The following is a 12,722-nucleotide window of genomic DNA, read 5'->3' as shown; positions in this document are numbered from 1 at the left end:
AATTTTAATGGAAACAGAAAAAGGACTTCATCAGTCACAATGAAGTCCTTTTCTACTAAATTAATTATAAATGTTTTCTATCATCCATTTATTAATTTCATCAACAATAACTACTTTCTAAATTAAATGATTCTCCTATTTAAATAGGTTCGCTGACTTCCTTAATTTCTGTCACTTCCGTCACTTCTTCTAAGGCATTTTCTTTTCTTGCTACGATTAGAGCAGCTGTGGCAGCGCCTGTAACATTCGTTAAAGTTCTCGCCATATCAACAAGGCTGCCAATTGGTGCTAATACAATAATGATTTCTAATGGAAGTCCTGCTGCAGATAAAATTGCTGTAGCAGTGATAGTTGCTGTACCTGGTACACCCGCAGTTCCAAAAGACACAGCTAGAGCATAAACAACTAATAGAAGATATTGACTTACACTAAATTCAATCCCCAAAGCGTTAATACTAAAGACAGCTAATAAAACCGGCCAAATTGCTGTACATCCAGGCATACCTGTATTTGCGCCAAGACCTGCAACAAAAGAGGCCACTTCTTCTTTAACACCAATTTTTTTTGTTAATTGATTGACTGTCACAGGAATCGTTCCAATACTACTTTGTGAGGTAAAAGCTACAATCTGAGCTGGCCAAATTTCTTTGAAAAACTTGATTGGATTATACTTGCCAAATACTGCTACTAGCGTTCCATGAATTAAATAGGTTTGAATTAAACTCACTGCATAAGCGACGATGATAACAGAAACAAAGATACCTAAATTTTTTGCACCATCTCTTGTAAACACTTCAGCAATATAAGAAACAATCGCATAAGGCGTCAATTTGATTACGATTTTTACAAGTTCAAAAATCCAATCATTTCCTGCTTTTATAAAGTTTATAATTACTTTTGCTTTCTCAGGTTGTCTCGTATTTAATCTAATCAACGCAACACCAATTAATACGGTGAAAACAATGAAAGGTATCACTTGGTTTTCAGCTGCATGTGCAAAAATATTACTAGGGACAAATCCAACAAGCGTATCTAAAAATGTTGGCACTTCCCTTGCAACGTAATCATTCGGTAATTCTACCGTAAAGCCGCTTCCGACTTTAAAGAACACCGTGACAACAAGTGTTAAACTAGCTGCTAATACTGTATTTAGAAGTAACCAAAACAAGCTTCTTAATCCCAGTCTTCTTAAGTGACTAATATTATCGAGTGACGTAATACTTGATAAGATACTAAAAAATAATAAAGGTAAAACAATAACCGAAATAAGTCTCGTAAATATACGACCAAATACAGCAACGTACTCCGTATGTCCTTTAAACAAGAAACCAATAATCACTCCTAAACCAAGTGCAATTAAGGTTCTAATTCCAAAATCAATATGTTTCTTTTCCAACGTATTCAAACCCCAAAAGACGATTAACATTACTCCCAGTGCTACCCATGATAAATAATTTTCCATTCATTTTTCTCCTTTATTTGACTAATTTATTCTACTTGTGTCTCATCAATAAAAAATACATCCGTTTAATTCCAATTAACATATTCCAATTATATTTTGTCCAAAGCTTGAGATAAATCTGCAAGTAAGTCATCAATATTTTCAAGACCAACAGATAATCGGATCGTTTCTGGAGTCGTTCCAGTTTGAAGTAGTTCCGCTTCACTTAATTGAGAATGTGTTGTTGAAGCAGGATGAATGATTAATGATTTTGCATCCCCCACATTAGCCAGTAAGGAGAAGATCTCTGTTAATCCAACTAGTTTCTTCCCTGCTTCAGCACCATCTTTCAACCCAAAGGAAAAGACTGCACTCGTACCTTTAGGAAAATACTTATGTGCACGATCATAGTATTTATTGCCTTTTAATGTTGGGTATTTGACCCATGAAACTTTTGGATGTTGTTCTAAAAATTCTGCCACTTGCTGGGCATTCTCTACATGTCGTTCCAGACGTAAAGACAAAGTCTCGATCCCTAATAAAATTGTCCAAGCATTGAATGGCGACAAGGCTGCACCGGTATCTCGCAACAGAATCGTTCTGGCACGTGTGATATAGGCTGCTTTTCCGGTTGCTTCTGTCCAAGAAAGTCCATGATAACTTGGATCAGGATTCACTAATTTTGGAAACTTGCCATTTGTCCAATCAAAGTTTCCTGAATCAACAATTGCTCCACCAATAGACAGACCGTGACCGCCAATAAATTTTGTTGTTGAATAGACAACGATATCTGTCCCATATTCAAAAGGTTTAAATAGATAAGGGGTGGCAAAGGTATTATCCACAATCACTGGAATTTTTGCTTCATGAGCAATTTCACTAATTTTCTCCAAGTCCACAATATTGATGTCGGGATTACCTAAAGATTCGACAAAAACTGCTTTGGTATTTTCTTGAATTGCTCCTTTTAACGCATCAAAATCATCTGGATCAACGAATGTAGTCGTGATTCCAAACTCTGGCAACGTATGAGCAAACAAATTATATGTACCACCATAAATCGTTGCTGCAGAAACAATATGGTCACCCGCACTAGCAATATTTTGTATCGAATAAGCAATGGCCGCTGATCCAGAAGCAGTCGCTAATGCACCGACACCGCCTTCCAACAATGCCAAACGTTCTTCTAAAACACTAGTTGTTGGATTCGTGATTCTGGTATAGATATTTCCTGTTTCACTTAACGCAAATCTATCTGCAGCCTGATCGGCATCTTTAAATACATAAGACGTTGTTTGATGAATAGGGACAGCTCGGCTTCCTGTTTCATCAACAGTTTGTCCTCCATGAAGCTGAATTGTTTCAAACTTATATTCTGTCATTTGTTTCTTCTCCTTTATCGTTTTATTTAGATAATTTGTTACTGTTCATTGCCTACAAAAAATTTGATTCACCTTGTAGGTATACTAAAAATAAAAACCCGTAGCTTCCTCCAATCATTTAAAATTTTCATTCTTGATGTACAACCAATAAAAAAATCCTCAGAAGAATAGTCTCTTCCAAGGATGTATTGGTTTATACATGTTACCACCTATGTTCATGTTGACCTTACAATCAACACCTTATCAAGTACAAAAGATCTATACTTGCACCTCTGTAACGGGGGCATCCGTTTCTAGCTTATCTTTCGACTCACCAGAACCACTCAAAAGCCATTTTCATTTCTCCTCTTAAACGTCCCTTTTCAGCTGCCAGGACTCTCTGTTTGTAAAAGAAAAAGAAGCTACTTTCTTTATCTACGTGTTTGTGTGTTCTAAGTTGAATGAATCATAACAAATTCAAAACCGTTGGTCAAACTGCTAAAAAACTAATTTTTTCATATTTTTATCTATGATATGAATTCTCTATCACGACAAAAAAGCCACTAATAAACCCCACTCGTCACTTTTATCTAATGACTTTGCTAATAATTGAACTTATTATATAAAAATCTAATCACTAGTCATAAATTGATTAGCTACAAAACAATACTCGGTTTATCGTTAAAAATTCAAATTTTCTTTACATTTCATGGCTACAACATCCTTTATTTATCCTTTATTTTATAAATAGACCTTTATTATAAATTTAATCTATAACGAATAATAGAAAAAGATACTTATACAAAATTTCTATCCAATGATATATTACCAATTAATTACTTATAAAGGAGTGCTTGTGAATGACAACAACAATTATCGGATTTCCTCGTTTAGGCGAATCAAGAGAACTAAAATTTGAAACAGAAAAATACTTTAGGAAAGAAATTACCGCAGAAGAACTACAATCTTTTGCGAAAGGATTAAGAAAAAAACATTGGACAATTGTAAAAGACTCAGGAATTGATCAAATTCCAAGTAATGATTTTTCTTTCTATGACAATACCTTGGATACTTCGGTTTTATTTAATATTATTCCCAAAAAAGTAAAAGAACTAGATTTTGATAACTTAGAAGAGTATTTTACTTTAGCTCGTGGCTATCAAGGTGAAAAAGGCGATGTCCATGCCCTACCCATGAAAAAATGGTTCAACACAAACTACCACTATTTAGTTCCTCAATTTGAAAAAGGTACTGAAATTAAATTAAATGCCACTAAAATTTTCGATGAATTTTTAGAAGCCAAAGAGCTTGGACTTACTACTCGTCCTGTTATTTTAGGTCCTTTTACCTTGCTACAATTAGGACAATACCATGATGATACGACCAGTGATGATTTCGCAGATGATTTACTTGCGGTCTACCAAGAAGTATTTGCTAAGTTGGCAACAGCCGGCGCAGAGTGGATTCAAATTGATGAACCAGGCTTAGTTTTAGATTTAACTGCTGATGATATTGCTCGATTTAAAAAATTCTATGAAACGTTATTAGCAAATAAACACGGACTAGATATTTTATTACAAACTTATTTTGGCGATATTCGTGATATTTATGAAGAAGTGATTACCTTAGATTTTGATGGAATTGGTTTAGATTTTGTTGAAGGAAAAGAAACCTTAAACTTAATCACAAATACACCATTTCCAGAAGACAAAAAATTATTCGCCGGTGTGATTAATGGGAAAAATATCTGGACAAATAACTACACAAGTACCTTTGACTTATTAGCAAAATTACCGAAAAATGTCGTATTAACGACTTCTTGTTCACTGCTACATGTTCCATATTCTGTTGAAAATGAAGTTTTCTCAGATGAAATCAAACAATATTTTGCATTTGCCAAAGAAAAATTAGCAGAATTGGTTGCCTTAGACAAAACCGATCAAGCAGCGATTGAAAAAAATAATCGTATTTTCAAACAAGTACGAATCACTGCTAACAAAGCACTACAAGTGAAAATCGCACAACTGACAGAGGCTGATTTTGTTCGCTTGCCAGCTTTTGGTGAACGTGAAACTTTACAAACGAACTTGTTGAAGTTACCAAAATTACCAACGACAACAATTGGCTCGTTTCCACAAACAAAAGAAGTCAAAATTATTCGTGGAAAATTTAAGCGTGGCGAAATTAATCAAGAAGAATACGATGCATTTATTGCGAAGAAAATTGATGACTGCATCACTTTCCAAGAGAAAATCGGCTTAGATGTTTTAGTTCATGGGGAATTCGAGCGTAATGACATGGTAGAATTTTTCGGAGAAGCACTAGATGGTTATCTATTCTCTAAAAATGGTTGGGTACAATCTTATGGTACACGTGGGGTGAAACCACCAATTATTTGGGGTGATATCTCTCGTTCAAAAGCTATCACCGTTCAATGGTCAAAATATGCTCAAAGCAAAACAGAACAGATTGTCAAAGGAATGCTAACAGGTCCTGTCACCATCTTAAACTGGTCTTTCCCACGTGAGGATATCTCAATTAAAGAAAGTACCTACCAATTAGCTTTAGCGATTCAAGAAGAGGTCTTAGATTTAGAAGCAAATGGGATTCGTATCATCCAAATTGATGAAGCAGCTTTACGTGAAAAATTACCTTTACGTCAAACAGATTGGTACAGTGAGTATTTGGATTGGGCAATTCCGGCTTTCCGTCTGGTTCATAGCAAAGTTCAACCAGAAACTCAAATTCATACGCATATGTGTTATAGCGAATTTGAGGATATCATTAAGGCAATTGATGATATGGATGCTGATGTCATTAGTTTTGAAGCGTCTCGTTCTAATTTAGCCTTATTAGATGCCTTAAATCGTAACAATTTCCAAACACAAGTCGGTCCTGGTGTTTACGATATTCATTCACCACGTGTTCCTTCTGTAGAAGAAATCAAACAAACGATTGGTAAAATCTTAGAAAAAATCTCAACCGATAAAGTTTGGATCAATCCTGACTGTGGCTTAAAAACCCGCGGTGAAAAAGAAACATATGCTAGTTTAGAAAACTTAGTAGTGGCAGCCAAAGAAATACGAGAGGAGCTTGTCAATGGTTGATACTTTGGAAAGGCAACATCCTTCCCTTTCTTTTGAAATTTTTCCACCCAATACAAAATCATCCAACGAATTACTTTTGGACACACTAGATGAATTGCATGACTTAGGTCCGCATTTCATCAGTGTGACTTGTAGCAATAAAAATATTGATTTAAAAACCACTACCTTAAAATTAGCTGGTTATATTCAAAAAAATTTGAACGTGCCTAGTATTGCTCATTTGACGGCAGCCTATTCTTCTAAAAACGATATTCGAGAAGCTATTCAACTACTAAAAAGATTTAAAACAAATCGAATTCTAGCCTTGCGTGGAGATATTTATCCCGACAAATTACCTCTGGATGATTTCAAATATGCCAGTGACTTAATCCGATTTATTAAAGAAGAGGAACCAACCTTTCAAATTAGCGGTGCTTGTCATCCTGAAATTCATCCTGAAGCCAAAAATCGGGTGAAAGATTTACAAAATTTAAAAAGAAAAGTGGATAGTGGTTGTGACGATTTAATCACTCAACTGTTCTTTGACAATGAAATTTTTTATCGCTTTCGTGAAAATTGCGATATTGTCGGTATTGACGTACCAATCTATGCTGGAATTATGCCGATTGTCAATCGGAATCAGGCGTTACGTCTAATCAAGACCACACAGACAGCTTTACCAAGAAAATTTATTGCCATTTTAGAAAAATACGAACACAATCCTGAATCCTTAAGAGCAGCAGGTTTAGCCTATGCGATTGATCAAATTGTTGATTTGGTCACACAAGATACAGCAGGCATCCATCTTTACACAATGAATCACTCGCAAACAGCCTTAAGCATTTATCGTGCGACAAAATCACTTTTTAAAGAAGAAATAATTATCTAAAATTTGTAAATACTTTACAAGAAAAAGAACACCATACTCACCCAAGCATTGATGTATAGTGTTTTTTTTATGACCTGTTCTATTTAAATTTAGTTACTGAAATGGCAACACTTATTTTGACAAATTTTATAAGGTGTATATAGAATTCTTGCACTTTGTTCCGTTTGCCCTTGACAACGAGCCTCCATGGTCATGAATTTCAACGGCAGAAGCTCAATTGGGAATTACGCTGCCTCGCTTTCGCTATCATGACCATGCTCATTGTCAAGGGTTTGCTGCGCCAATCTCTGATAACGGATATGAATGGGTGTCTCGTAGCCAAGTGTACCGTGCAAACGAAGATGATTCCACCAATGTACGTAATCAAATAATTCTAGTTCTAATTCTTTCAAAGTCTCAAATTTTTTTGAATAAACAAATTCGATTTTGACGGATTTATACGTAGATTCTGCTACGGCATTATCATAAGGACAGCCTTTTTTACTAAGTGAACGTGTGATACCAAATGCTTGTAAAATCATTTCAATTGTTTGATTATCAAATTCTTTCCCACGATCCGTATGAAAAAGTTCTACTTCTGTTAATGGATAAGATATACGGCTGAAAGCTTTTTTTACTAGAGCCGCAGATTTATGCTCGCCACAAGAATAACCAATGATTTCACGATTGAACAAGTCTAATATCAAACAAATATAGTGCCATTTCTTTCCAACTCGTACATAGGTTAAATCCGTTACGATTGCTTCTAATGGATTTTTATGTGAAAACTCACGATTCAATAGATTTTTAACTGGCGCTTCATTACAAGAAGTCCCATGATGCTTATAGTAGGCCATCGTATAAGTAGACTTCAACCCACGATTCTTCATGATTCTGCCGATTTTACGCCGACTAACACGAATCCCTTGATTTTCTAGGCTCTTTTTTATTTTACGCGTACCATAGACTTTGCGGTTTTGATAAAAGGTTTCGGTTACCGCCTCTTCAATTTCAGCTTCACTTTGTTTTTTCTTTGGTTGATAGTAATATGTTTGGCGAGAAATCCCTAGACATTGACACATCGCTGATATAGAGTATTTGTGCTTGTTGGCATCAATTACTTGTCGTTTCGTCCGAATATCAGCGCCGCTTGCTTTAAAATATCATTCTCCATTTCTAACTGTTGATTTCTTTTTCGTAAAGCAGCTAATTCTTTTTGTTCAGGGGTTAGGTTGTCTTTTTCTTTGAATGATCCTGTTGTATTGGCTTGTTTGACCCATTTATCAAAAGCTGAGGGGGTTAATTCATATTCCCGAACGATTTCTGCTCGCGGTTTCCCAGCATTGTACAAGTCTACCATTTGTTGTTTAAATTCTTTTGAATAGGTTCTTCTTTGACGTTTTGACATAATTTTTCCTCCAGGTGTTTTCTCTTATTGTACACACCTTATTTTTTCTGTCTAGTCCAGTGTAACCTATCCATACAAGCGAAAACCACACAGTAACACTAATCAAATCAAAGAACCGATAGATTAAACTTAAAAATGTATTCTCATCAAAATATTCTTCTTAAATTATCCAACACTTACCAACTAATAAATAACGATCATCTTACTTGTATTATACCGAATAGACCTGTTTCATCACTAAAAGTTGAAAATCCATTATCGTCAAAATAATAAGTGATATTTATTCCAAATTCAAAATTTTGTTTTACTGGATTTTCAGTGTAATTCTGAAAATGTATTGGACCATCTTCAAAAATTTTATCTCCTTTGACATTAAAATTAGCTGCTGTACCTTTACAATAAAATTGAAGTTATCTGAATTAACAATTGAAAATTTAAGTAATTAAAAAGTGAGTAGCTTTATGGTTGCTACTCACTTAATTTAATATTAGCGACTTCTAGGTGATAGACTATACAATACCGCTTTTTTATCCTTACTTACGATACATCTTCAGCTCTAGGAACAGATCATTATAAATACCAATATATTCTGAGCCTAAATCTTCATACACTTCTAAGTGTGAAACCATTTCATCTGATGGATAAAATTGTTCATCTTCTGTGATGTCCGATGGTAAAATCGACATGGCTTCTTTATTTGGCGTAGAGTAGCCAATGTATTCCGCATTTTGTGCAGCATTTTCTGGATCTAACATGAAGTTAATAAAATCGTAGGCACCTTCAACATTCCTTGCTGTTTTAGGAATAACAATATTATCAAACCAAAGATTGGAGCCTTCTTCTGGAATCACATAATGAATGTGCTCATTTTCCCACATCATATCCGCGGCTTCTCCTGAAAAAGTAACTGCTACTGCACTTTCTTCGTTAATCATATACATTTTGATTTCATCAGCTACAATGGCTTTGACATTGGAGGTCATCTCACGAAGTTTCGCAACTGCTTCTTGCAATTCTTGATCGTTTTTACTATTTAAAGAATAGCCTAAACTGTTTAAACCTAAACCAATTACTTCACGGGCACCATCAATTAGCATCAGATTATCTTTCAATTCTGGTCGCCATAAGTCATCCCATGAAGTCATATCTTCTTCATTAACTACTTTATCGTTATAAACAATTCCTAAAGTACCCCAGAAGTAAGGAACAGAATAAGCATTATTAGGATCAAAATTTAAATCCAAGAAGCGCGGATCGATATTTTCCATACCAACAATTTTAGAATGATCTAATTCGAGAACTAAATCTTCTTCAATCATTTTTTGAATCATATATTCACTTGGAATCGTTATATCGTAAGAAGTCCCACCTTGACGAATTTTTGTTACCATTGCTTCATTTGAATCAAAAGTTTCATAGTTTACTTTATAACCATATTCTTCTTCAAATTGGGTTAACAAATCAGGATCAATATAATCGCCCCAGTTATAGACATTTAATACCTGAGCACCTGCTATACCTGTAGATCGCTCCAGTTGTCGAACACCGAGAATCAAAACTAAAATAATCCCCAGAATTCCAATAATTAATGACTGTAATCTTTTCATTGTAAATCCGTCACCTCGCTTTTTGCACGATTTCTTCGGACACGACGGGAAATATTTTCTTGACTAATAAAATAATATCCAACTACCAACACCATAGAGAATAAGAAAACCAAGGTACTTAGCGCATTAATTTCTAAGCTAATCCCTTGTCTTGCTCTGGAATAAATTTCAACAGATAAAGTACTAAAACCGTTACCTGTTACAAAGAAAGTCACCGCAAAATCATCTAAAGAATAGGTGAAAGCCATGAAATAGCCGGCAATAATACCTGGTGAAAGGAATGGCAAAATAATATTGCTAATCACTTGCATACTATTGGCACCTAAATCTCTAGCTGCATCAATCATAGAATCATTCATCTCCTGTAATTTTGGTAAAACCATTAAAACAACAATCGGAATACTAAAAGCTACATGAGAAAGTAACACACTGAAAAATCCTAAGTTAAAACTACGAAAGACGCTCCCCACCATCGTAAAGAAAATCAAGAAACTAGCACCAATGATAACGTCTGGTGACACTAGTAAAATATTATTCATACTTAATAATGCATTTCTCGCTCCACGATTTCGTGTATAGTAGATGCCCATCGCTCCAAAAGTACCGATAACTGTAGCAAGTAAAGCTGATAAAAATGCCAACATAAAGGTATTCAAAACAATAATCAGTAAACGAGAATCTTCAAAGACAGCTGCATAGTGTTCCCAAGTAAAACCTGTGAAACTATTCATCGTGCCACCTTCATTAAATGAGTAAAAAATCAGATAAAAAATTGGTGCATACAGGATAATAAAAACTAAGGCTAAATAAAGACGAGACCATGGAAATTTTTTCATTTTCTGCCTCCTTTTCTTTTTTCACCTGTTAATAACATAACCGCAAACATCGCAATAATTAAGATTACACCAATTGTTGATCCCATCCCCCAGTTTTGTGTCACTAAGAAATGTTGTTCAATTGCCGTTCCCAAAGTTATAACTCGGTTCCCTCCAATTAAACGTGTTAACATGAATAAAGAAAGTGACGGGATAAAAACTGCCTGCACACCACTTTTCACTCCGTTTAAGGAAAGTGGAAAAATAACGCGACGGAAAGTTTCAAAACCATTTGCTCCCAAATCACGGCTCGCACTGATTAGAGAAGGATTTAATTCTTCTAAAGCATTGTAAATCGGCATAATCATGAATGGAAGCTCGATATATGTCGCAACTGCTAGAAAACTAAAATCCGTAAATAAAATTTGTTTCGGTGCAATACCAATAAATTGTAAGAAGCTGTTAATACTACCGTTAATTCCAAAAATACCAATAAAGGCATAAGCTTTTAGTAATAAGTTAATCCAAGTTGGTAAAATAATTAACAACAACCATAGATCTTTGTGCTTTAATTTTGTCAAAAAGTAGGCAGTCGGATAACTAATCAGCAAGGTAATGAAGGTAATTAAAAAAGCATACCAAACTGAGTTCAAGGTCATCTCTAAGTACTTGCCTGAAGCAAAGTAGGTTTGGTAATTAATTAGAGAAAATTGACCATTCATATCAAAGAATGATTGATAAACAATCATTAATACGGGCGCAATAACAAATAAAAGCAACCAAAATAAATAAGGAATTCCATAGATACGTCTAATTTTTGTCATTTCGTCCCCCCTACTCTTCGTAACTTTCTAAACGTGCATCAAAGTCTTCTTCAGATTCGTTGAAACGCATAACATGTATATCTTCTGGTTCAAAGGATAGACCAATTTGACTACCTTCGACTGCTTTTCTGGTTGAGTGAACCATCCACTCATTATCTTGTTCATCGTAACAAATAATTTCATAGTGAACTCCACGGAATAACTGTGTATCCACACGAACATTTAGCTTGCCATTTTCACGAGTTGTTAAACTCAAATCTTCTGGACGAATCACAATCTCAACGGCTTCATTTTTACGCATCCCACCATCGACACATTCAAAAGTTTTGCCAACAAATTCGACTAAATTATCATCAATCATCGTACCATTAACGATATTACTTTCACCTACGAAATCCGCAACAAAATGATTGATTGGTTCATCATAGATATCCACAGGAGTTCCACTTTGAACGATTTCGCCTTTATTGATAACAAAGATTTCATCACTCATTGCCAAAGCTTCTTCTTGATCGTGAGTAACAAAGATAAAGGTAATGCCTAAACGTTGTTGTAACTCACGCAATTCATATTGCATTTCAGTACGTAATTTTAAATCCAAGGCTGATAAAGGTTCGTCTAGCAATAATACTTTTGGTTCATTAATAATCGCTCGAGCAATTGCCACACGTTGACGTTGTCCACCTGACATTTCACTGATTTCACGATTTTCATAACCACCTAGTTGTACTAAACGTAAAGCATCCTTCACTTTCGTTTCAATTTCTTTCTTCGGCAATTTTTTGATTTTTAAGCCGAAAGCCACATTTTCAAATACATTCATATGCGGAAACAATGCATAGTCTTGAAAGACAGTATTTACTTGGCGTTGATTCGCAGGTACATCATTGATTCGTTCTCCTGCAAAGAAAACATCTCCGTCTGTAGCCTCAGAAAACCCAGCGATTATTCGCAAAATGGTCGTTTTTCCACATCCAGATGGACCGAGTAAGGTATAAAATTTGCCTTCTTCTATCTCAAAATTTACACTCTTTAAAATTGTCTCATCATCATACCGCTTCACCACATTATTAAATGAAATGATTGGTTTTCCCACTATTCTTTCCTCCCCGATTCGGTTTATTATATGTCATTGTTTCTGAATGATCGTTCGTTGTTTGTAATAGAAAAAGATCTTTTTTCTACAATAGATAAACGCATTTTTTTGTTTCTCGAACATACTGTTTAAGAATAAATTTTTTTATCATAAATTACAAGCATATTTGTTCAAAAAAAGTTATTTTTTTAAGCAACAAAAAATTTTTGTGTTATC

9 protein-coding genes and 1 other annotated feature are annotated in these 12,722 nt (G+C 34.8%); of the genes, 2 read left to right on the top strand and 7 right to left on the bottom strand.

Annotated elements, in window-relative coordinates:
• Window positions 1-139 precede the first annotated feature (139 nt).
• Entirely contained in the window at window positions 140-1,462 is a 1,323-nt protein-coding gene (locus tag AC4BBX_RS13400) for a dicarboxylate/amino acid:cation symporter (protein ID WP_490454309.1), read from the bottom strand.
• Between the two features lie 89 nt (window positions 1,463-1,551).
• Complete coding sequence (locus tag AC4BBX_RS13395) at window positions 1,552-2,823, bottom strand: O-acetylhomoserine aminocarboxypropyltransferase/cysteine synthase family protein (protein WP_490454308.1); 1,272 nt, start codon at window positions 2,821-2,823, stop codon at window positions 1,552-1,554.
• Between the two features lie 176 nt (window positions 2,824-2,999).
• Window positions 3,000-3,249 (bottom strand) — a binding site (T-box leader).
• 413 nt (window positions 3,250-3,662) lie between these two features.
• On the opposite strand from AC4BBX_RS13395, the gene metE reads away from it, so the two are divergent.
• Window positions 3,663-5,909, top strand: a complete 2,247-nt coding sequence (metE, locus tag AC4BBX_RS13390; RefSeq protein ID WP_490454307.1) for a 5-methyltetrahydropteroyltriglutamate--homocysteine S-methyltransferase — start codon at window positions 3,663-3,665, stop codon at window positions 5,907-5,909.
• Between the two features lie 4 nt (window positions 5,910-5,913).
• On the top strand, window positions 5,914-6,777 hold the full coding sequence (gene metF / locus AC4BBX_RS13385; protein ID WP_490455819.1) for a methylenetetrahydrofolate reductase [NAD(P)H]: 864 nt from the start codon (window positions 5,914-5,916) through the stop codon (window positions 6,775-6,777).
• 224 nt (window positions 6,778-7,001) lie between these two features.
• On the opposite strand, the gene AC4BBX_RS13380 is transcribed toward metF, so the two are convergent.
• The 5 genes from AC4BBX_RS13380 to AC4BBX_RS13360 all read right to left on the bottom strand — a co-directional run bounded on the left by AC4BBX_RS13380 (window position 7,002) and on the right by AC4BBX_RS13360 (window position 12,506).
• A protein-coding gene (locus AC4BBX_RS13380; protein ID WP_490454306.1) for an IS3 family transposase occupies window positions 7,002-8,164 on the bottom strand; the annotation gives its coding sequence in 2 pieces (ribosomal slippage) (window positions 7,002-7,888 and window positions 7,888-8,164; 1,164 coding nt in all).
• A 533-nt stretch (window positions 8,165-8,697) separates the two neighbouring features.
• On the bottom strand, window positions 8,698-9,771 hold the full coding sequence (locus AC4BBX_RS13375) for an ABC transporter substrate-binding protein (protein WP_490454305.1): 1,074 nt from the start codon (window positions 9,769-9,771) through the stop codon (window positions 8,698-8,700).
• On the bottom strand, window positions 9,768-10,607 hold the full coding sequence (locus AC4BBX_RS13370; RefSeq protein WP_490454304.1) for an ABC transporter permease: 840 nt from the start codon (window positions 10,605-10,607) through the stop codon (window positions 9,768-9,770). Before AC4BBX_RS13370 ends, AC4BBX_RS13375 begins: the two co-directional genes overlap by 4 nt.
• Window positions 10,604-11,410, bottom strand: coding sequence for an ABC transporter permease (locus AC4BBX_RS13365; protein ID WP_490454303.1), 807 nt, complete (start codon window positions 11,408-11,410; stop codon window positions 10,604-10,606). The genes AC4BBX_RS13370 and AC4BBX_RS13365 overlap by 4 nt, the downstream gene beginning before the upstream one ends.
• 10 nt (window positions 11,411-11,420) lie before the next feature.
• On the bottom strand, window positions 11,421-12,506 hold the full coding sequence (locus tag AC4BBX_RS13360; RefSeq protein WP_490454302.1) for an ABC transporter ATP-binding protein: 1,086 nt from the start codon (window positions 12,504-12,506) through the stop codon (window positions 11,421-11,423).
• Window positions 12,507-12,722 lie beyond the last annotated feature (216 nt).

Source organism: Enterococcus sp. AMC1157 (assembly GCF_058216555.1).
Note: the sequence above shows the minus strand (reverse complement) of the source record. Positions and strands in the feature narration are given on the sequence as shown.